The following is a 21,988-nucleotide window of genomic DNA, read 5'->3' on the forward strand; positions in this document are numbered from 1 at the left end:
CGGCTGGCAATCAAGCCCGGCAATCAAGCGCAAAAGAAAGCGCAAAAGAAAGCGCAAAAGACGGCCGCCGAAAGAAACACTAACGCTCGGTACTGTCCAGGAAATCCAAGCGGTTCACACGCCCCCCCCCAAGGGTCGGGATAATGTCCAACTCTTGGGGGGCAGCTCGGAAGGGCAGCCGCTTTCGTCACTCGCCCGCGACCGCCGGCCCGCCGGTATTGCCGCGGCGGTTGCGGCGCTTCTCGGCCCACACGCGGAACCGGTCCATGTACAGGTAGACGACCGGCGTCGTATAGAGCGTCAGCACCTGCGACATGACGAGGCCGCCGGCGATCGCGATCCCGAGCGGCGCGCGCAATTCGGCGCCGTCGCCGTTGCCGAACGCGAGCGGCAGCGCGCCGAGCAGCGCCGCCATCGTCGTCATCATGATCGGGCGGAAGCGCAGCAGGCACGCCTCGTGGATCGCGTCGAACGACGACTTCCCGTGATTGCGCGTCTGGTCGATCGCGAAGTCGACCATCATGATCGCGTTCTTCTTCACGATGCCGATCAGCAGGATCACGCCGATCAGCGCGATGATGCTGAACTCCGTCTTGAACAGAAGCAGCGCGAGCAGCGCGCCGACGCCGGCCGACGGCAGCGTCGACAGGATCGTGATCGGGTGGATGTAGCTCTCGTACAGGATGCCGAGCACGATGTAGACGGCCAGCAGCGCGGCGAGGATCAGGATCGGCTGATCGTTCATCGACTGCTGGAACGCCTGCGCGGTGCCCTGGAAGCTGCCGACGATCGTCGGCGGGACGCCGATCTGCGCCATCGTCTGATAGATGATCTGTGTCGCCTGCGACAGCGACACGCCCGGCGGCAAGTTGAACGAGATCGTGGTCGCGACGAACAGCCCCTGGTGGTTGACCGACAGCGGCGTCGTGCTCGGCCCGAACGTCGCGATCGCCGACAGCGGGATCATCGTCGACTTCGAGGTCGACACCGACGCGCCCGACGACGCGCTCGACTTGCCGCTCGCCGCGATCGAATTGAGCGCCTGGTTGCGCGCGGAATCGGACGCGATCGCCGCGGCGCTCTGCGCGGCCGTGCCGGCGCTCGACGTGCCGGCCGAGGTCGCGACGAAGGTGCCGGCGGCTGCGTTGGTGGTCTGCGAGCCGTTCGCGCTGCCCCCCGACGTGCTGATCCACACCTGGTTCAGCATCTCCGGGCTCTGCCAGTACTTCGGCGCGACTTCCATCACGACGTGGTACTGGTTCAGCGGGTTGTAGATCGTCGAGACCTGGCGCTGGCCGAACGCGTCGTACAGCGTGTTGTCGATCTGCGCGGGCTTGATGCCGAACCGCGCGGCGGTGGCGCGGTCGATCGTCACCATCGCCTCGAGACCGCCTTGCTGCTGATCGGAGTTCACGTCGGTCAGTTCGGGGCGCTTCTGCAGCGCCTCGGTCAGGATCGGCCCCCACTTGTACAGGTCGGCGCTCGAATCGCCGAGCAGCGTGAACTGGTACTGCGCGTTGCTCTGCCGGCCGCCGACGCGGATGTCCTGCGCCGCCTGCAGGAACGTGCGCGCGCCCGCCACGTCCGCCAGCCGCGGGCGCAACTGCTGGATCACCTGATCGGCCGACAGCTTGCGCTCGGTGCGGTCCTTCAGCGTGACGAACATGAAGCCCGAGTTGGTCTGCGTGCCGCCGGTGAAGCCCGCGACGCTCTTCACGTTCGGGTTGCTTTGCACGATGCGCATCATCTCGGAGAATTTCAGCTTCATCGCCTGGAACGACGTCGACTGGTCGGCCTGGATGCCGCCGATCATCAGCCCGGTGTCCTGCTGCGGAAAGAAGCCCTTCGGCACGACGATATACAGGTAGACGTTCAGCCCGATCGTCGCGAACAGCGTCAGCAGGATCAGGAGCGGCCGGCGCAGCGCCCACGACAGCGAGCGCTCGTAGCCGCGCTGCATGCGCGCGAAACCGCGTTCGAGGAAGCGCCCGAAGCGGCCCTCGCTTTGCGGGTCGTGCTGTTCGGGCAGCAGGCGCGCGCACATCATCGGCGTGACCGTGAGCGACACCGCGAGCGACACGGCGATCGCGAGCGACAGCGTCAGCGCGAACTCGCGGAACAGGCGCCCGACGATTCCGCCCATCAGCAGGATCGGCAGGAACACCGCGACGAGCGAGATGCTCATCGACAGCACCGTGAAGCCGACTTCGCGCGCGCCGTCGAACGCGGCCTGCATCCGCGGCTTGCCGTTCTCGATGTGCCGCGAGATGTTCTCGAGCACGACGATCGCATCGTCGACGACGAAGCCGGTCGCGACGATCAGCGCCATCAGCGACAGGTTGTCGATCGAGAAGCCGAGCAGATACATCGCGCCGAACGTGCCGACGATCGAGATCGGCACCGCGACGCTCGGGATCAGCGTCGCGCGCCAGTTGCGCAGGAACAGGAACACGACCATCACGACGAGGCTGACCGCGATCAGCAGCGTGTGTTCGGTATCCCTCAGCGATGCGCGGATGGTAGTCGAGCGGTCGAGCACCGGCGTGACCGTGATGTCGGCGGGCAGCGACGCGGTGAGCTGCGGCAGCGCCGCGCGCACTCGGTCGATCGTCTCGATGATGTTCGCGCCGGGCGAGCGGTAGAGGATCACGAGCACCGCGCGCTTGCCGTTCGACAGGCCGAGGTTGCGCAGATCCTCGACCGAATCGACGACGTCCGACAGATCGGACAGCCGCACGGCCGAGCCGTTGCGGTAGGCGACGACGAGGTCGCGGTATTGCGACGCCTGGGACGCCTGGTCGTTCGTATAGAGCTGGAAACGCTGCGGGCCGAACTCGATCGCGCCCTTCGGCGCATTGGCGTTCGCGGAAGCCAGCGCCGCGCGCACGTCCTCGAGGCCGATCCCGTAGTGGAACAGCGACTGCGGCTCGAGCTCGACGCGCACGGCCGGGTTCGCGGAGCCGCTCACGGTGACCTGGCCGATTCCGTCGATCTGCGACAGCGACTGCTGCAGCACCGTCGACGCGGCGTCGTACACCTTCGCGGGCGACGCCGTCTCCGAGGTCAGCGACACGACCATGATCGGCGAATCGGCCGGGTTGACCTTGCGGTAGGTCGGATTGCTCTTCAGCGCGGCGGGCAGGTCGGCGCGCGCCGCGTTGATCGCGGCCTGCACGTCGCGCGCGGCGCCGTCGATGTCGCGGTTCAGGCCGAACTGCAGGATGATCCGCGCATTGCCGACGGTGCTCGTCGACGTCATTTCGGAGACGTCCGCGATCGAGCCGAGGTGCCGCTCCAGCGGGCTCGTCACGCTGGTCGCGACCGTTTCCGGGCTCGCGCCCGGCAGCGACGCCTGCACCGAGATCGTCGGAAAGTCGACCTGCGGCAGCGGCGACACCGGCAGCTTGATGAACGCGAACAGGCCCGCGAGCGCGACGCCGAGCGCGAGCAGCGTCGTCGCGACGGGGCGGGTGATGAAGGGGCGCGACAGGTTCATCGGTTATGCACCCGTGTGCTTGCCTGCATCGGCGCCCGGCCCGGGCCGCTCGAACCAGCCGCGTACGCGGCGCGCGAGCGAATCGAAGCCGAGGTAGATCACGGGTGTCGTGAACAGCGTCAGCACCTGCGACACGATCAGGCCGCCGGCGATCGCGATCCCGAGCGGCTGGCGCAGCTCGGAGCCCGCGCCGGAGCCGACGATCAGCGGCACCGCGCCGAGCAGCGCGGCGAGCGTCGTCATCAGGATCGGCCGGAAGCGCAGCAGGCAGGCCTGGTAGATCGCCTCGCGCGGCGGCTTGCCTTCGACGCGTTCGGCCTCGAGCGCGAAGTCGATCATCATGATCGCGTTCTTCTTCACGATGCCGATCAGCAGCACGATGCCGATGATCCCGATGATGTCGAGGTCGTGCCCGGTGATCATCAGCGCGAGCAGCGCGCCGACGCCGGCCGACGGCAGCGTCGACAGGATCGTGATCGGGTGGATGTAGCTCTCGTACAGCACGCCGAGCACGATGTACATCGTGACGACCGCCGCGAGGATCAGGAACAGCTGGTTCGACAGCGACGCCTGGAACGCGAGCGCCGCGCCCTGGAAGCGCGTCTGGAATGAGCCGGGCAGGCCGATGTCCTTCTCGGCGGCCTCGATCGCCTTGACGGCTTCGCCGAGCGACGCGCCCGGTGCGAGGTTGAACGAGATCGTCGTCGACGGGAATTGCGACAGGTGCGCGACCAGCAGCGGCGACGGCCGCTCGTGGAACGACGCGATCGACGTCAGCGGCACCTGGCCGCCGCCGGCTGACGGCAGGTAGATGTCGTTCAGCGATTGCGCGTAGTGCTGCTCCTTCGGCTCCGATTCGAGAATCACGCGGTACTGGTTCGACTGCGTGAAGATGGTCGACACGATGCGCTGGCCGAACGCGTCGTACAGCGCGTTGTCGACGGTCGCCGGCGTGATGCCGAAACGCGCGGCGCTCGCGCGGTCGATCTCGATGTACACCGACTGGCCGTTGCTCTGCAGGTCGGTCGCGACGTCGGCGAGCGACGGCTCCTGCTGCAGCCGCGCGACGAGTTTCGGCACCCAGGTCGCGAACTCTTCCGAGTTCGGGCTCGTCAGCATGAACTGGTACTGCGTCGGGCTGACCGTCGAGTCGATCGTCAGATCCTGCACCGGCTGCATGAACAGCGAAATGCCCGTGATGTTCGACACACGCTGCTGCAGGTCGCGGATGATCTGCGCGGCGGTTTCGGTGCGTTCGTCGCGCGCCTTCAGGTTGATCAGCATCCGGCCGCTGTTCAGCGTGATGTTGCTGCCGTCGACGCCGATGAACGACGTGAGGCTGTCGACGTTCGGGTCCTTCAGGATCGCGGCCGCGAGCGCCTGCTGGCGTTCGGCCATCGCGCCGTACGAGATCGACTGCGGCGCCTGCGTGATCGCCTGGATCACGCCGGTGTCCTGCGCGGGGAAGAAGCCCTTCGGCACGTAGACATAGAGCAGGGCGGTCAGCCCGAGCGTTAGCAGCGCGACGACGAGCGTCGAGCGCTGGCGGTTCAGCACCCATTCGAGCGCGACCGCGTAGCGCGCGATCACCCAGTCGATCGCGCGGTGCACGCGCGCCTCGAAGCGGTGGCTCTCGGGCGGCGGCGAGTGGCGCAGCAGCTTCGCGCACAGCATCGGCACGAGCGTGAGCGACACGATCGCCGAGATCACGATCGTCACCGCGAGCGTGATCGCGAATTCATGGAAGAGGCGCCCGACCACGTCACCCATGAACAGCAGCGGGATCAGCACCGCGATCAGCGACACCGTCAGCGAGATGATCGTGAAGCCGATCTGCCGCGAGCCTTTCAGCGCGGCCTCGAGCCCCGATTCGCCTTCCTCGACGTAGCGCGCGATGTTCTCGATCATCACGATCGCGTCGTCGACGACGAAGCCGGTCGCGATGGTGAGCGCCATCAGCGACAGGTTGTTCAGCGAGAAGCCGGCCAGGTACATTACCGCGAGCGTGCCGATCAGCGACAGCGGCACCGACAGGCTCGGGATGATCGTCGCGTAGACGTTCGCGAGGAACAGGTACATCACCAGCACGACGAGCGCGACCGCGAGCAGCAGCTCGAACTGCACGTCGCGCACCGCCGCGCGGATCATCGTCGTGCGGTCGGTGACGATCTCGACGTCGAGCGCGGCCGGCAGCGTTTCCTGCAGCTTCGGCAACTGCGCCTTGATCGCGTCGACGGTCGCGATCACGTTCGCGCCCGGCTGGCGCTGCACGTTCAGGATGATCGCCGGGTCCGAATTCACCCACGCGCCGAGCTTGGTGTTCTCCGAGCCGGCGACGACCGTCGCGACGTCGGTCAGCATCACCGGGCGGCCGTTCTTGTACGCGACGACCGCGCTGTTGTACTGGTCGGCGCTCGTCAGCTGGTCGTTCGCGTTGATCGTGTACGCACGCGTCGGACCGTCGAAGTTGCCCTTCGGCGTGTTGACGTTCAGGTTCGAGATCGTCGTGCGCAGGTCGTCGAGGTTCATCCCGTACTTCGCGAGCGCGGTCGGGTTCGCCTGGATTCGCACCGCCGGGCGGTTGCCGCCCGACAGGCTGACGAGGCCGACGCCAGCGATCTGCGAGATCTTCATCGCGAGGCGCGTGTCGGCGAGATCCTGCACCTGCGTGAGCGGCAGCGTCTTCGACTTGACGGCGAGCGTCAGCACCGGCGCATCGGCCGGGTTCACCTTCGCGTAGATCGGCGGCGCGGGCAGGTCGGACGGCAGCAGGTTGCCGGCCGCGTTGATCGCGGCCTGCACTTCCTGTTCGGCGATGTCGAGCGGCAGGTCGAGCGAGAACTGCAGCGTGATCACCGACGCGCCGGCCGAGCTTTGCGACGACATCTGGTTCAGCGACGGCATCTGCCCGAACTGGCGTTCGAGCGGCGCGGTGACCGACGACGTCATCACTTCCGGGCTCGCGCCCGGGTAGAAGGTCTGGACCTGGATCGTCGGGTAGTCGACCTCGGGCAGTGCTGCGAGCGGCAGGAAGCGCAGCGCGACGAGGCCGGCCAGCATGATCGCCGCCATCAGGAGGGCGGTGCCGACCGGCCGGAGAATGAAGAGGCGGGATGGATTCATCGAGCGGCCCGCGCGTTACTGGGCCGCGGGGGCCGCGGCTTGCGACGCGCCGTGCCGGTGTCCGCCGCGATGGCCGCCGGCACCGGACGCAGCCGATGCACCCGATGCGGCCCCTGCGCCGCGCGCGCCCGATGCGCCCTTCGGCTTGTCGGCCGGAATCGAGATCTTCGAGCCTTCGCGCAGACGGTCCGAGCCGTCGGTCACCACGCGCTCGCCGAGCGTCACGCCGCTGACGATGCTCGTGCGCTCGCCGTCGACCGGGCCGACCGTGACCTTGCGCACCGTCACCGTGTTGTCGGGTTTCACGACATAGACGAACTGGCCGATCGACCCCGTCAGCACGGCGGAGGTCGGCACGATCGTCGCGTTGCGCATCACGTCGACGAGCAGCCGCGTGTTCACGAACTGATTCGGGAACAGCATGCCTTCCTTGTTATCGAAATTCGCGCGCAGCTTGACCGTGCCGGTGCTCGTGTCGATCTGGTTGTCGAGCGTCGCGAGCGAGCCCGTTTCGAGCGGCACGGTGTTGTTGCGGTTGTAGGCGGTGACCGACAGCTTCTGGCCGGCGTTCACCTGCTTGAGAATCTGCGGCAGGTTGTCTTCCGACGTCGTGAAGATCACGCTCATCGGCTGCAACTGCGTGATCACGACGATGCCGTTGGTGTCGCCCGGCGTCACGTAGTTGCCGGGGTCGACCTGGCGCAGGCCGACGCGGCCGGAGACCGGCGCCGTGATGCGCGCATAGGTGAGATTGAGTTTCGCGGAATCGATCGCGGCCTGGTCGGTCTTCACCGCGCCTTCGTATTGCTTGACGAGCGATGCCTGCGTATCGACGGTTTGCGACGCGATCGAGTCCTGCGACAGCAGCGTCTGGTAGCGCTTCAGGTCGAGGCGGGCCGTCGCGAGCAGCGCCGCGTCGCGCGCATGCGTGCCTTCGGCGTTCTCGAGCGCGACCTGGTACGGGCGCGGGTCGATCTGCGCGAGCACGTCGCCTTTCTTGACGATCTGGCCTTCCTGGAACGACACCGACTGCAGGTAGCCCGACAACTGCGTCTTGACCGTCACGTTCGCGAGCGGCGTGACGGTGCCGAGCGCGGACAGCACGATCGGCATCTCGCCCTGCGTCACGGGGGCGACCTGCACCGGCTGCGGAACGTTCGCCATTGCAGCGGGGCCGCCGCGGCCGCGATGGCTGCCTGCGGCCGCGCTGGCGCCCGCGCCTTGCGCCGAACTGCCTGTCGCGGGCGTGCGGTTCCACGGATGCCACCACAGCAGGCCGCCGATGACGACGACCACGACGGTGCCGATCAGCAGCGTGCGGCGCGGGCGCCGTGCAGCGGCGGGCGCGGAGTCTTTCGAAGGGGGCGTGGGCTTTTGTTCGTTATCCATCGTGTTCTGTCAGGAAGACGGCGCGGCGGGCCGGAAAATCGGACTGCTGGGCTGCGCGTGGGCGTGCGGGTGACGGGACGGGGCGGCCCGGCTCGGTCCGGGGCCCCGCCGATCCGCGGGAAAAGAGCGGTGCGCACCGCGAATGCGGCGCGACGATGGGCATGATCCTACGTGCCGTCCCCGTTACAGTCCAGCGGTCTATCTTTCAACGGGTTACGGTCGTTACAGAACGCGACACGGCGATGACGAAACGATTACACGCCGACGCGCCGGGCCGGCGCGCCGCCGATTTCGCGGGTGATTTTCGCGATGCATTCCTGCAGCGCCGGCACCACCTGTTCCCGCAGCCATTCGGGCGGACACTGGTGCGCCGCGCCGCCGCAATTCACTGAATAGCGTTGACCGGACGGGCCGACGAACCCGGCGGCGACCGCATTCAGGCCCTCGCGCCATTCGCCGATCGCGATCGCGTGGCCGTCGCGCATCGCTTCGTCGAGCGCGGGCGTGAGGCGAGCGGACACGTGCGGCCAGTCGTCGCCGGCCGTGGTGCGCAGCGACTCGAGCAGTTGCCGCCGCTCGTCGTCCTCGAGCGCGGCGAGGTACGCGCGCCCCACCGCCGTACGCGCGATGTCCATCCGCGAGCCGATCTCGAGGCGCGTGACGAGCACGGCCGAGCGTGGGCGGATCACGTCGATCGCGACCATGTCGAGCCGGTCGCGCACCGCGAGGTGCACGGACAGCGACGTGCGTTCGGCCAGTTCGATCATGAACGGCCGCGAACGCGCGCGGATGTCGAAGTTGCGCAGGAAGCCGTGGCTCAGTTCGAGCACCGACGCGGTCAGCACGAAGCGCTCGCTGTCGGGCAACTGGAACAGGAAGCCGGCGCTGACGAGCGTCGCGGTGATGCGCGAGACGGTCGGCTTCGGGATGCCGGTCAATTCGGTCAGTTCGCGATTGCTGACGGGGGCGTCGGCAGCCGCGATGCGGCGCAGCACGGCGAGGCCGCGGGCGAGGGCGGTGATCTCGTCGGGCGACGATTCACGGTCCCGCGACGCGGGAGAGGTTACAGTTGTCGACACGAGGGATTCTCTCTAATTCCGAAACTCGATTTCAATTTTGTTGGTATTGTAGGACTATTGTCAAAGGATGCATGTTCCGCGGGTGAACCGGTCATTCGATGCGATTTTACGGGTTCACCCTTGGTTTATTAGGAAAACGCTCAAATGAGCGTTGCTGGAAAGTGCATGAACCGGTGCAAATACCGCTTGACTTGTCGGGCGGAAACGGAAAGAATGTCTCACGTTTTCGAAACATCGTTTCAAGAGTTTAACCGGCAACGATGTTTCGCGCAGTCTCTCAGGTTCTAGCACGGCCCTCGGAATGGCTAGAACTTTTTTAGCGCCACGGTCTCCGTGGCGCTTTTTTTTGCCTGTCGTTCCGACCGTCCGTCCGGACGCGTCAGGCCCGTATTATCCCCCGATCGCCGCAAACGTCTGTCCAGGGCTGCTTCGCGCCTGCTTGCAGGTGCGTTGTGCGCCGCTCTCACGATCCCCGCACGCAAAAAAAAGCGCGACGCCCGCAGTGGGCATCGCGCGTGAAACGGCGTGGAGCGCCGACGAATGAACGGTGATGAAGAAACGACGCCTGGTCGGAGGCGCCCGGTCAAGGGAGCAACGCCTCCGCCTCGCGTGGGAATCAGCCCTTCGCGAGCTTGATGCTGGTCTGCTCGGCCGTCAGGTAGCCGACGCTGGCGCCGAAGCGATCCTTGTAGTTCGCGCGCACGAGCGGGTCGAGCGTCGGCTTGACCTTGTCGTGCAGCGGCGATTCCCAGTCGCCCGCATGCTGGAAGTTGCTCATGATGTAGGTCCAGCCGTTGATCTCGTCGACCGCGTGCAGGCCCGTCGATTCGGCGCCGGCCGGGCACGACAGCACGCGCGAGAGCGATTTCGTGTCGACGTTGTAGGCCCACAGGAAGTTGTTCACGTGCATGCCCGAGTCTTCGCCGATGAAGAGGGTGCGCAGCTTTTCGGAGAACTTCAGGTTGTCCGGGTTCGCGATCTTGTCCGGGTTCGCGAGGTTGCCGAGCGCGTCGGCCGCGGCGAGATCCTCGCCGACCAGCGCGGCCGGCGCACCCATGTCGACCGGCACCCATTCGCTGTCGATCGCGCCACCCGTCGTGTCGCGCTGGCCGGCCTTCAGGTTCAGCGCGTAGACGGCGCCCGCGGCGATCTTCTTGTCGACCGCGACGTCGCGCGACACCGCGTTGCCCTTGACCATCGACGTTTCGATCCGCGACATCGCCGTGTAGACGATCTTGTCCTTCGCGTTCACGGTCGTGCCTTCGAGCTTCGTGAACGCCATGCTGCCGCCGAGCAGCGCCGCGTAGCGGTGCGTCTCGAGGAACGCGGCCGCTTTCTCCATCCCCGGCTTCACGCGCATCCAGTTGAACTTGCCGCCGAAGTGGATCTTCGTGTAGCTCGCATCGTTCGGATCGGTCGTCACCAGGTCCATGATGTCCGACGCCTTCAGCGTGTTCGCGAGCGTCTCGATCTCGCTGCTGGTCGCGTGGCCGATCTTGATCCACGTCAGCGTCGCGGTGCCGGCGCCGGCGGACGACGTCTGCGTCCACTTCGCGACGTACAGCGTGCCGGCCGACAGGTCGGCCGCCTTGTCGGCGACGAACATGAACAGGCCGCCGTTGGTGGCGTCGTCGCCCATCATCACGGTGCGCTGGTCCGGCATGACCTGGATCAGCTCGTGCGAGATGCGGCCGAGGCAGTAGTGCTTCTTCACGGTGCCGGTGCCGTCCGGATTCACGGTGATCTCGGGCAGGTGGCCGTAGTGGTAGGGGTTCGCCTTCGTCTCGTCGCCGAACGTGTTCTTGCTGAACGCCTTGAACTGCGCATCGGTCGCGGCCTTCGTCGCGTCCGGCTCGTATTCCTCGCTCGACAGGTGCGTGCCCCACGGCGACAGGCTCGCGCCGCAGGTGATCCACAGGCCGTGCGCCTTCGACGTGTCGACGTTGTGGTACTTCACGACCTTCAGCGCGCCGGTGGCCGGGTCCTGGTCGAGCGTGAGCACGGCGATCGGCGACGGCAGCTGGCCGTACTGCGACGCGCTCGCCTGGTCGCGCGTCGTGTATTCGAACTGCACGACCGCGAACACCGTGTTGCCCTTCACGCCGGGGACGTTCGCGTTCTTCAGCGTCAGCAGCGAGCTGCCGTCCGGGCAGTCGGAATAGAACTGGCGTTCCTTGCCGGCGACCGAGCGATCGATGATCGGCTGGTTGTTGATGTCGTAGTAGCCGCCCGCGAGCGTCGTGCCGCCGTTGCCGTCCGGCACCATGTCGCCCGTCACGAAGAACGGCTTGTACGCGAGCTTGAAGTTGCGCGACGAGCCGTCCGAGAACGACACCGACAGCGTCGAGCCGACCGTCGTCGTGGCCATCGCGGCCGCGTTGTCGAGCGTCGGCGCGGTCATCGCCGAGAATGCCGCCGACGTATAGGCAGCGGCGACCGGCGCCGGCGTGGACGCGGGATCGTCGTCGCCGCCGCAACCCGTCAGCAGGGCCGGCAGCGCGAGGCCGGAAAGGGGCAGCATCGGCGCGCCGGCGAGGATCTTCAGGGCCTGACGACGGGAAGCATTGGGCAACGCGGGCATGTGGAGTCCAGTTTCGGTTGTTGGAAGAATGGCCTTTGCGAAGCGGGCGAGCGGCAAGCTTCGCGAAGGCATATTGAAAACTGGACGGAAGTGTAAGGACGCTAGATGAAAGTTTTTTGAATCGAAAACGTAATAAGGCGTCGGGCGTCCGTCAGGTGAGTTGACGGACGCCGGTCGCAAGCGTTTGCGCTCAATCGCGCTCGGGTGTGGCCGAGATGCGGTGGATCGACAGGTCGGCGCCGTCGAATTCGGCTTCGCGATCGAGACGCAGGCCGACGGTCGCCTTCAGCGCGCCGTAGACGAGCGTGCCGCCCGCGGTCGCGATCGCGATGCCGCCGAGCGTGCCGACGAGCTGCGACAGGAACGACACGCCGCCGAGGCCGCCGAGCGCCGGCAGCCCGAACACGCCGGCCGCGAGGCCGCCGAGCGCGCCGCACATCCCGTGCAGCGGCCACACGCCGAGCACGTCGTCGATGCGCCAGCGGTTCTGCACGCAGGTGAACATCGCGACGAACAGCGCACCGGCCGCGGCGCCCGTGACGAGCGCGCCGATCGGGTGCATCACGTCGGAGCCCGCGCATACCGCGACGAGGCCCGCGAGCGGCCCGTTGTACGTGAAGCCCGGGTCGTTGCGGCCGGCCATCCACGCGGCGAGCGTGCCGCCGACCATCGCCATCAGCGAGTTCACCGCGACGAGGCCGCTGATCTTGTCGAGCGTCTGCGCGCTCATCACGTTGAAGCCGAACCAGCCGACCGCGAGCACCCACGCGCCGAGCGCGAGGAACGGGATGTTCGACGGCGGGTGCGCGGCGATCCGGCCGTCCTTCGCATAGCGGCCGTGGCGCGCGCCGAGCAGCAGCACGGCCGGCAGCGCGACCCAGCCGCCGAACGCGTGCACGACAACCGAGCCCGCGAAGTCGTGGAACGGCGCGCCGAACGCGTGCGCGAGCCATGCCTGCACGCCGAAGCGCTCGTTCCAGGCGATCCCTTCGAAGAACGGATAGATGAAGCCGACGATGATCAGCGTCGCGACGAGTTGCGGGTTGAACTTCGCGCGCTCGGCGATGCCGCCCGACACGATCGCCGGGATCGCCGCCGCGAACGTCAGCAGGAAAAAGAAGCGGACGAGCGCGTAGCCGTTGTGCTGCGACAGCGTGCCGATATCGTCGAAGAATTCGACGCCGTACGCGATCGTGTAGCCGATGAAGAAGTACGCGAGCGTCGACACCGAGAAGTCGACCAGGATCTTCACGAGCGCGTTGACCTGGTTCTTCTTGCGAACCGTGCCGAGTTCGAGAAACGCGAAGCCCGCGTGCATCGCGAGCACCATGACGGCACCGATCAACAGGAACAGTGTGTCGACGCCGGATTTCAGACCATCCATGCCGTGGCTTCCTTGCGCAAAAAACGGGCAAGGAATGCAAATATCGAGCCAACCTGGTGAACGATTGCGTGGAATTGGTGCCTGGATGCCGCGCCATGCGGCATTTCGGTGAATCACGCACGGGATCGAGGCGTGATCGGCTGCGTGCGAGGGGCGTAACGATTGCACGTACGTGGTGCGGTACGTGCTGAATTGGTGCGTACGACGAACGAGGCGGTGCGCGGTGGTGCGTTGTCACGCACCGATCTGGCGCGTCAGTGGCGCGCGAACAGCGAGGGCGGCCGGCGCAGCCGCAGCGCGCAGGCCGACCAGTAGGCGGCGACGGTCGCCAGCCCGAGCGCGGCGAAGGCAAGCGCCGCGAAGCCCGCGAGGGACTGGCCGTCGGCGTCGGCGCCGAGGATGCCTTGCGCGACGATCAGTGCCGCGGTCCAGAAGCCGATCACGGCCTGCGTGAGCAAGCGCGCGCAGGCGATGCGGCGCGGACGCCCGGATTCGGCGAGGCGGCGCGCCGACGGCGCACGCAGGCACAGGAACAGGGTGGCGGCGAGCAGCGCGGCCAGGGCGATGAGCCAGTCGACGAGGAAAGCCATAACGAGGAAAAGGGGACACGTACGAAGCGGATTGAAGCGTGCCCACTTTAGAGGCGTGGCGCGTGCGATTGAATCAGACGAATCCGAAATTGAAAGGCATTTTTAATGACGGGTCGTTATTTGGCCTGTTCCACAGGCGGTATCATCGACACCGGTCCAACCACGAGGTCGCGCCACGCGCGGCCGGAGATTGCTGATGAACATGAAGACATCGCGGGCGCGTCGTGTGCCCGGATCCGTGCTGGCGGCCGTGGCCGCCGGTGCGCTGCTGTTGCTCGCGGGCTGCGAGAAGTCCGGCACGCCGGCCGCGCAACCCGATACGGCCGCGAGCGCGGCCGCCGATGCCGCCAACAATGCGGCCAAGGCGCTCGACCAGGTGGCGAGCACGGTCAATCAACAGATCAATGCGGCGAAGGCCGGCATCGCGTCCGCGGCGTCGGCCGTGCCGCCGCTGTCCGCGAGCGGCCTCGCATCGGCCGCGCAGGCGCAGATCGACGCGGCGGCGTCCGCGGTCGTCGCGCATGCGGCTTCCGAAGCGGGCGCGAAGATCGCCGAAGCCGGCAAGAAACTCCAGCAGTGGAGCCAGCAGAGCGCCGCGGGGGCCAAACCCGCGAGCGGTGAATGACGCGGGCTTGCACGATTCGCAAAATGTAATTATGATGGTTGCACATGTCGCTGGTTGCGGGTCGGGCTGGCGTCGCCGAGTGAGTCAGGAATGAATACCAGCAGCCGGTTCGCGTTTGCCGTTCACGTGCTTGCCTTGCTGTCGATGCAGGAAGGCGTGCCGTTGTCGTCCGACATCATCGCGGGCAGCGTGAATACGAATCCGGCGCTGATTCGCCGGTTGCTGTCGATGCTGGCGGCCGCGGGCCTGACCACGTCGCAGCTCGGCGCGGGCGGCGGTGCGCTGCTGGCGCGCGAGCCCGGTGAGATCACGCTGCTCGACGTGTATCGCGCGGTCGACGATGCGCAACTGTTCGCGCTGCACCGCGAGGCGCCGAATCCGGCGTGTCTCGTCGGGCGGCACATCCAGGGCGTGCTGACCGGCTATATCGGCGACGCGCAGCGCGCGATGGAGGCTTCGCTCGCCACGCGCACGCTGGTTGACGTGACGGCCGACATGCTGGATCGAGAGCAGCGCACCCAACGGGCGGCGCGCGCCGGCGGGTGACCGACGGCGGGCAGGGCAGGAAGCCGGACGGCGCGTACGCGCGGCGATCGGCGCAACGGGGGTTTTGCCCCGTTTTTTTCGGTCTTATGTGTAATTGACTGTGTTACATATTTTTATTACTGGAGAATCGATATGACGCAACGTTCGTTGAATATCGCGCTGTTCGGCGCCACCGGCACGATCGGCTCGCGCATCGCGGCGGAAGCCGTGCGACGCGGCCACCGCGTCACGGCGCTGTCGCGCCATCCGGGCGCGTCCGGCGACGGCATCACCGCGAAGGCGGCCGACCTGTTCGACGCGGCCAGCATCGCCGCCGCGCTGCCGGGCCATGACGTCGTCGCAAGCGCGTACGGCCCGAAGCAGGAAGATGCGGCGCAGGTCGTCGCGGCCGCGAAGGCGCTGGTCGCCGGCACGCGCCAGGCCGGCCTGAAGCGGCTCGTCGTGGTAGGCGGCGCCGGTTCGCTCGAAGTCGCGCCGGGCAAGCAGCTCGTCGACACCGAAGGTTTTCCGGACGCGTACAAGCCGCAGGCGCTCGCGCACCGCGATGCATTCGACTACCTGAAGACGGTTACCGATCTCGACTGGACCTTCTTCGCGCCGGCCGCGCTGATCGCGCCGGGCGAGCGCACGGGCACGTTCCGCACCGGCGTCGGCAAGCTGATCGTGGACGCGCAGGGCAACAGCAAGATCTCGGCGGAAGACTACGCGGTCGCGTTCGTCGACGCGCTCGAGCAGGACAGCTTCGTGCGCGAAATCGCGACGGTCGCGTATTGATCGGCGTGGCGGCCGGCGGCGTGTGAGCGCCGGCCCGGGCGCGGCGTGCAAGCCGCGACGCGCGACGATGTCAGGCGACGCCACCCTTCGCGGGTGGCGTCGCCTGTTTCATTTGGGGCGGCGAGCGCGTGGCGGATCGGTATTTACACCGGTCGACGTGCCGAGATACTTTTCATATTGTTCCCCGTTGGGCAGGATGAATAGAATAAATTTCTATCGACGAGGGAATGGAGAAATGGACGCCATCGATCGCAAGCTGCTGGAGCTGCTGCAGGCGGATGCCACGCTGCCGATCGCGGAGCTGGCGCAGCGCGTGAACCTGTCGCAGACGCCGTGCTGGAAGCGCGTGCAGCGGCTGAAGGAAACCGGCGCGATTCGCGCGCAGGTCGCGCTGTGCGATCCGCGCAAGCTCGGGGTCGGCACGACCGTGTTCGTCGCGATCCGCACGAACCAGCACACCGAGGAATGGGCGCAGCGTTTCACGCAGGCGGTGCGCGACATGCCGGAAGTGGTCGAGGTCTACCGGATGAGCGGCGAGACCGATTACCTGCTGCGCGTGGTGGTGGCCGGCATCGACGATTACGACCGCGTCTACAAGCAACTGATTCGCACGGTGCCGCTGTTCGACGTCAGCTCGTCGTTCGCGATGGAGCAGATCAAGTATTCGACCGCGCTGCCCGTGCGCGATCTGGCCGAGCCGGCCTGACGGGCTTGCCGCCGCGTCGGCCGCGCGGCTTCAGCGGCCGCGCGCCAGCGCGCGTGCGCGCTCGTCGGCCAGCGCGTCGCGGCGCACGAAATCCGCGACGAACGGGCTGGCCGGATGATGGTGCAGCGCATACGGCGTGTCCCATTGCGCGAGCCGGCCGTCCTTCATCACGCCGATCCGGTCGGCGATCGCGAACGCTTCCGCCTGATTGTGCGTGACGAGGATCGCGGTGTGGCCCGTGTGCTTCAGGATGTCGCGCAGCTCGAACGCGAGCCGCTCGCGCGTATCGACGTCGAGATTCGAGAACGGCTCGTCGAGCAGCAGCAATTCCGGCGACGGTGCAAGGGCGCGTGCGAGGGCGACGCGCTGCTGCTGGCCGCCCGACAGTTCGTGCGGATACGCGTCGCCGGAATCGGCTAGGCCGACGAGGTCGAGCATCTCCGCGATGCGCAGGCGCCGTTCGGCCTTCGGCATACGCCGCAGGCCGAACGCGACGTTGTCGGCCGCGCTCAGGTGCGGAAACAGCGCGTAATCCTGGAACATCATGCCGATGCGCCGCCGCTCGGGCGGCACGTCGAGCGACGGCGCCGCGACCGGCGTGCCGTCCAGCACGATGCGCCCCATGCGCACGGGTTCGAAGCCGGCGATCGCGCGCAGCACGGTGGTCTTGCCGCAGCCGGACGCGCCGAGCAGGCAGCCGATGTCGCCGCGCGGCAGCGCGAGGCTCAGGCCGTCGACCACGGTGCGGCGGCCGTGCGGCGTGTCGTAGGCGACGCAGAGGTCGTCGAGTTCGAGCAGGTTCACGGTGTCAGGCTCCGATCTTGTGGCGGGTGCGGGCGAGCAGGATCACGGGCACGAGCCCGGCCAGCACGATCGCGAGCGCGGCGACCGCGCCTTCTTCATAGGTGCCGCGCGCGGCTTCCGCATACAGCCAGGTCGCGAGCGTGTCGAAATTCAACGGACGCAGCAGCAGCGTGGCCGGCAGCTCCTTCATCGCGTCGACGAACACCAGCAGCGCGCTCGTCGTGAGCGCGGGCCGCAACAGCGGCAGGTGGACGCGGCGCAACGTGCCGCCGGCCGTCTCGCCGAGCGAGCGCGCGGCCTGTTCGAGCGACGGCGGAATGCGCGCGAGGCCGGCCTCGATGCCGCCGGCCGGGATCGCGAGAAAACGCACGGTATAGGCGATCACGAGCGCGGTGGCCGAACCCATCAGCAGCAGGCCGTCGCGGCCGAGCGCCGCGCCGAACAGCCGGTCGGCCGCCGCGAACGGAATCAGCAGGCCGATCGCGAGTACGGTGCCTGGCACCGCGTAGCCGAGGCTCGCGATCCGCGCGCACAGGCGGGCCGGGCCCGCACCGGCGCTGTCGCGCTGCGCGCGGGCGGCCCACGCGACGACGAGTCCGCACGCGAGCGTCGCGACGGTGGCGGCGGTCGCGATCGTCAGCGTGTTCGCGAGCCCCGTCATCAATTGCGCGGAGACGCCGCCGACGAGGTGCAGCCGCTTGGCCGTTTCGACCGCGAGGTACGCGGCCGGCGCGCCGAAGCCGAGCAGGACGGGCAGCCAGCCGAGCACGGCGGCGCCCAGCGCGGCCGCGCCGGTCAGGCGGCGCGGCGCGATCGGCCGCATGCGCCGGCCGTGCGCGTAGCGCTGGCGGCGGCGCCCATAGCGTTCGAGCGCGATCATGCCGACGACGATCGCGAGCATCGCGAGTGCGATCTGCGCGGCGCCGGCGAGATCGGAGCGCGTGATCCACGTCGTATAGACGGACACGGTCAGCGTCTGCACGCCGAGGAATTCCGACGCGCCGATATCGTTCAGCGTTTCGAGCAGCGCGAGGCTCACGCCGACCGCGATCGCCGGCCGGGCAAGCGGCACGACGACGCGCCAGAACGTCGCGAGGCGGCCCGCGCCGAGCGTGCGCGCGGCCTCGAGCAGGCTCGCGGACTGCGTGACGAACATCGCGCGCGTGCTCAGATAGACATACGGGTACAGCACGAAGCCGAGCACGAAGATCGCGCCGGGCAGCGAGCGCAGGTCGGGCAGACGGAACTGGCGCGGGCTGTCGAAGCCGAGCAGCCAGCGGATCGCGCCCTGCACGGGGCCGATCGGATGCAGCAGATCGAGATACGCGAACGCGACGATGTAGGTAGGGACCGCGAGCGGCAGCAGCAGTGCCCAGGTCAGGGTCCGGCGGCCGGGAAAATCGTAGGCGGTGACGAGCCATGCGCAGCCGGTGCCGACGATCGACACGATCGTGCCGACCCCGGCGAGCAGCAGCAGCGTATTGACGAGCGCCTGCGGCAGCACGAATTCGGCGAGATGCCGCCAGTGCGCGAGATCGGCGTCGAACGCGGCGGCCACGAGCACCGCGAGCGGCGCCGCGACCGCCGCGGCGATCGTCAGCGCCGCGAGCAGCCACAGGCTGCCCGCGCGCGGTCGCAGACGCAGACACGGCCGCGGACCGCTCGACTCGCGGCAGGCGCGGGCGGGCGATGCGTCAGTTGTCAAAGCCGACCTTGTCGACGAGCTGGCTCGCCTGCTTGCGATGCTTCGCGATGTCCGCCAGCGGCAGCGGATCGACTTTCAGCGTGCCGAAGCTGGCGATCACCGGGTCGAGCTTCACGTTCGCGCGCACCGGGTATTCGTAGTTCGCCTGCGCATACAGCGCCTGCGCTTCCGGCGACACGAGATATTCGAGCAGTTTCACCGCGTTGGCCTTGTGCGGCGCGTGCTTTGCGACCGTCGCGCCGCTGATGTTCACGTGCGTGCCGCCGCTCTTCGCGTTCGCAAAGGTCGGCCGCACCACCTTGATCGCGTCGCCCCATTTGCGCGCATCGCTGCCCGGTTCGGCGTTTTTCATGTGGCCGACGTAGTAAGCGTTCGCGAGGCCGACGTCGCAGATGCCGCCGAGGATGTCGCGCGCGACGTCGCGGTCGCCGCCGGTCGCCTTGCGTGCGAGGTTCGCCTTCACGCCGCGCAGCCATGTCTCGGTCGCGGCCTCGCCGTCGTGCGCGATCATCGCCGCGACGAGCGCGGTGTTGTACGGATGCTGGCCCGAGCGGATGCAGACCTTGCCCTTCCATTTCGGATCGGCGAGATCCTCGTAGCGGAATGCGTCGACCTTCAGGTCCTTTTCGACGTACAGCACGCGATCGCGCAGCGACAGCGCGTACCAGTCGCCGTTCGTGGCGCGCAGGTTCGCGGGAATCGCGTCGTCGAGCACCTTCGAGCGCACCGGCTGCGTGACGCCGCCGTCGACGAGGTCGAGCAGGTTACCGACGTCGACCGTCATCAGCACGTCGGCCGGCGATTGGGCGCCTTCCGCCTTCACGCGCTCGAGCAGGCCGTCCTTCACGAACACCGTGTTGACCTTGACGCCGCTCTGCTTCGTGAACGCGTCGATGAGCGGCTGGATCAGCTTCGGCTCGCGGGTGGTGTACAGGCTCACTTCCTCGGCCGCGTGGGCAAGCGGCGCGAAGGCTGCGGCGGCGGCGGCGAGGGCGCCGGCGAGCGGCAGCAGGCGGGTGCGCGGATTCGACATGAAGACTCCGGTGCGGCAGGTGGACGAGGGAGCGTTCCGGGGCGCGTCTGCCGCCCGAGCGACCCGAAACATTACAAAATGAAAGACTTGGGATTCTAGATCGAAATGGGAACGATTAACAATCGAAAGCTGACGGAAAGCGGAGGAGAAGCCGGGGCCGGAGGGCGGCGAACGGGGCGGTGCAGTGTGGGCGCAAGCGCGTAGAATGCCCGCTTCGACGAATTTGACGGAGCCGCACCGACCATGAACGATCAGCGCAAGAAGAACCCTGTCCGCAACGTGAGCATCCTGATCGTCGTGGCCGTGCTGCTCGTGATCGGGACGATCCTGTACAACGCGATTTCGCAGAAGCACGCGTACGACGAGGCCCATCCGGCCGAGGCCGCGAGCGCGGCGTCGCACTGACGTGCCGCTACGCGGCCCGATCGGGTCGCGTACGGGGCATGCCACGGGAGTCGATCCGCGGCGTCCGGCGCGACGGGCGCCGCGCGGAACCGGGACATCGGAAGGCGCGCCGGAACCGGCGCGCCGCACCGGCCAGTCGGCCGTGCGTCAACGTGACGCAGGTGCGAATTTCGGGCGAATCCGTGCGTAGAACACGGCCGCGAGCAGCGCGAGCCATGCCGCGCCGACATACAGCGCCACGCGCGTATCCTCGAACCAGCCGAGCATCACGATCACGAAGCCCATGAAGGCGATCGTCAGCGCGGGCGCGACGGGCCACAGCGGCACCTTGAACTTCAGCGCGGCGACTTCGGCGCTCGACAGGCGGCGACGCATCGCCACCTGCGACAGCAGGATCATCAACCAGACCCACACGGTCGCGAACGTCGCGATCGCGGCGACCACCAGGAACACGTCCTTCGGCATCAGGTAGTTGAGCAGCACGCCCACCAGCAGCGCGCCGGCCATCACGAGCACCGTGACCCACGGCACGCCGTGGCGCGACGTCGTCATCAGCACGCGCGGCGCCTGACCCTGCCGCGCCATCCCGAACATCATCCGGCCCGCGCCGAAGATGTCGCTGTTGATCGCCGAGATCGCCGCGCTGATCACGACGAGGTTCAGGATCGTCGCGGCCGATTTCACGCCGAGCGCCGAGAAGATCTGCACGAACGGGCTGCCGTCGCTGCCGACGCCCGTCCACGGGCTGATCGACATCAGCACCACCATCGTCAGCACGTAGAACAGCAGGATGCGTGCGGGCACCGCGTTGATCGCGCGCGGAATCACGCGTTCCGGGTCCTTCGCCTCACCGGCGCTCATCCCGATCACCTCGATCCCGCCGTACGCGAAGATCACGACCGACAGCGACGCGATCAGCCCGCCGATGCCGTTCGGCAAGAAGCCGCCGTGGTTCCACAGGTTCGCGAACGTCGGCAAGTCGGCCGAATGACCGAAGTGCATGCCGGTCAGCAGGATCGCGACGCCGCCGCCGATCATTGCGACGATCGCGCCGACCTTGATGATCGACAGCCAGAATTCGAGCTCGCCGAACACTTTCACGTGGCACAGGTTCAGCCCGCAGATGATCGCGACGACGCCGAGCACCCAGATCCATTGCGGGACGTCCGGAAACCAGAAGCCCATGTAGATGCCGAACGCGGTGATGTCCGCGATCGCGACGATCACCATTTCGAGCGTGTAGGTCCAGCCGGTGACGAAGCCCGCGAAGGGGCCGAGGTTCTCGGTCGCGTAGTGGCCGAACGAGCCGGCGACGGGTTCGCGCACGGCCATCTCGCCGAGCGCGCGCATCACCATGTAGACGGCCGCGCCGCCCAGGATGTATGCGAGGATCACGGCCGGGCCGGCAAGCTGGATCGCGGACGCGGAGCCGTAGAACAGGCCGGTGCCGATCGCCGAGCCCAGCGCTAGAAAGCGGATGTGCCGCGCGCTCAGGTGGCGCTGCAAGTTTTTCATCGAGTCTCCGATATCGTTATGCGACGAACCGTGCGAGCGGGGCCGGTTCGAGTGCGTCAAGTTGTCTATACAACTTGAATGTGAACGAATGATAACAAGCCGGACCCGGTGACCGGAATCGGGTATTCCCTGGCTGGCGCAGCAAGCGGAATGGGGCGTGGGGCGGTCGCGCGCCGGATGCGCGGGCCGCGTGGAGCGGGTGGGGCATGCTTCGGGGATCGTTGAATCGGCGT

16 protein-coding genes are annotated in these 21,988 nt (G+C 67.5%); 5 read left to right on the forward strand and 11 right to left on the reverse strand.

All coding sequences use genetic code 11. The annotated features are described in order from the left end of the window. Positions 1-187: 187 nt before the first annotated feature. The 7 genes from H3O04_RS13905 to H3O04_RS13935 all read right to left on the reverse strand — a co-directional run bounded on the left by H3O04_RS13905 (position 188) and on the right by H3O04_RS13935 (position 13,642). On the reverse strand, positions 188-3,496 hold the full coding sequence (locus H3O04_RS13905) for an efflux RND transporter permease subunit (protein ID WP_023477756.1): 3,309 nt from the start codon (positions 3,494-3,496) through the stop codon (positions 188-190). 3 nt (positions 3,497-3,499) lie between these two features. Further along, positions 3,500-6,619 carry an MdtB/MuxB family multidrug efflux RND transporter permease subunit gene (locus H3O04_RS13910; protein WP_202587894.1) on the reverse strand — a complete coding sequence of 1,040 codons (3,120 nt, stop codon included), beginning with the start codon at positions 6,617-6,619 and terminating at the stop codon, positions 3,500-3,502. 15 nt (positions 6,620-6,634) lie between these two features. After that, positions 6,635-8,008, reverse strand: a complete 1,374-nt coding sequence (locus tag H3O04_RS13915; protein WP_202587895.1) for an MdtA/MuxA family multidrug efflux RND transporter periplasmic adaptor subunit — start codon at positions 8,006-8,008, stop codon at positions 6,635-6,637. A 254-nt stretch (positions 8,009-8,262) separates the two neighbouring features. Next, positions 8,263-9,087 carry an IclR family transcriptional regulator gene (locus tag H3O04_RS13920; protein ID WP_011694236.1) on the reverse strand — a complete coding sequence of 275 codons (825 nt, stop codon included), beginning with the start codon at positions 9,085-9,087 and terminating at the stop codon, positions 8,263-8,265. Between the two features lie 616 nt (positions 9,088-9,703). Further along, complete coding sequence (locus H3O04_RS13925; RefSeq protein WP_077177979.1) at positions 9,704-11,668, reverse strand: PhoX family protein; 1,965 nt, start codon at positions 11,666-11,668, stop codon at positions 9,704-9,706. 190 nt (positions 11,669-11,858) lie between these two features. Beyond that, a complete protein-coding gene (locus H3O04_RS13930; RefSeq protein WP_011694238.1) occupies positions 11,859-13,052 on the reverse strand; it encodes an ammonium transporter in 1,194 nt (397 codons plus the stop codon). Between the two features lie 254 nt (positions 13,053-13,306). Beyond that, the gene (locus H3O04_RS13935; protein ID WP_069232392.1) at positions 13,307-13,642 is read right to left on the reverse strand and encodes a hypothetical protein; all 336 of its coding nucleotides are present in this window, start codon (positions 13,640-13,642) and stop codon (positions 13,307-13,309) included. A gap of 196 nt (positions 13,643-13,838) precedes the next feature. Between H3O04_RS13935 and H3O04_RS13940 the strand changes: the two genes are divergently transcribed. The 4 genes from H3O04_RS13940 (at position 13,839) to H3O04_RS13955 (ending at position 16,293) form a co-directional block, all read left to right on the forward strand. Further along, on the forward strand, positions 13,839-14,267 hold the full coding sequence (locus H3O04_RS13940) for a hypothetical protein (protein WP_027807102.1): 429 nt from the start codon (positions 13,839-13,841) through the stop codon (positions 14,265-14,267). Positions 14,268-14,357: 90 nt separating this feature from the next. After that, entirely contained in the window at positions 14,358-14,813 is a 456-nt protein-coding gene (locus H3O04_RS13945; protein ID WP_011545008.1) for an Rrf2 family transcriptional regulator, read from the forward strand. Positions 14,814-14,945: 132 nt separating this feature from the next. Further along, positions 14,946-15,587 carry an NAD(P)-dependent oxidoreductase gene (locus H3O04_RS13950; RefSeq protein ID WP_006476420.1) on the forward strand — a complete coding sequence of 214 codons (642 nt, stop codon included), beginning with the start codon at positions 14,946-14,948 and terminating at the stop codon, positions 15,585-15,587. Positions 15,588-15,822: 235 nt separating this feature from the next. Further along, entirely contained in the window at positions 15,823-16,293 is a 471-nt protein-coding gene (locus tag H3O04_RS13955) for an Lrp/AsnC family transcriptional regulator (RefSeq protein ID WP_006484401.1), read from the forward strand. Between the two features lie 30 nt (positions 16,294-16,323). On the opposite strand, the gene H3O04_RS13960 is transcribed toward H3O04_RS13955, so the two are convergent. Genes H3O04_RS13960 through H3O04_RS13970 form a run of 3 tightly spaced genes read right to left on the reverse strand, consistent with a single transcriptional unit; the run spans position 16,324 to position 19,835 of the window. After that, positions 16,324-17,097 carry an ABC transporter ATP-binding protein gene (locus tag H3O04_RS13960; protein WP_011545009.1) on the reverse strand — a complete coding sequence of 258 codons (774 nt, stop codon included), beginning with the start codon at positions 17,095-17,097 and terminating at the stop codon, positions 16,324-16,326. A gap of 4 nt (positions 17,098-17,101) precedes the next feature. After that, a complete protein-coding gene (locus tag H3O04_RS13965; protein WP_078040816.1) occupies positions 17,102-18,802 on the reverse strand; it encodes an ABC transporter permease in 1,701 nt (566 codons plus the stop codon). Continuing rightward, entirely contained in the window at positions 18,792-19,835 is a 1,044-nt protein-coding gene (locus H3O04_RS13970) for a Fe(3+) ABC transporter substrate-binding protein (RefSeq protein ID WP_011545011.1), read from the reverse strand. Before H3O04_RS13970 ends, H3O04_RS13965 begins: the two co-directional genes overlap by 11 nt. 243 nt (positions 19,836-20,078) lie before the next feature. Here H3O04_RS13970 and H3O04_RS13975 point away from each other — a divergent pair, with 243 nt between their 5' ends. Continuing rightward, positions 20,079-20,240 (forward strand): hypothetical protein, encoded by a 162-nt coding sequence (locus tag H3O04_RS13975; RefSeq protein WP_006476417.1) that lies wholly within the window; start codon positions 20,079-20,081, stop codon positions 20,238-20,240. A 147-nt stretch (positions 20,241-20,387) separates the two neighbouring features. On the opposite strand, the gene H3O04_RS13980 is transcribed toward H3O04_RS13975, so the two are convergent. After that, positions 20,388-21,755: an amino acid permease gene (locus tag H3O04_RS13980; RefSeq protein ID WP_011545012.1), complete on the reverse strand. Its 1,368-nt coding sequence runs from the start codon at positions 21,753-21,755 to the stop codon at positions 20,388-20,390. Positions 21,756-21,988: the final 233 nt, after the last annotated feature.

Origin of the sequence: Burkholderia sp. KCJ3K979, from assembly GCF_016759955.1 — a bacterium.
Taxonomy (GTDB): Bacteria; Pseudomonadota; Gammaproteobacteria; order Burkholderiales; family Burkholderiaceae; genus Burkholderia; species Burkholderia orbicola.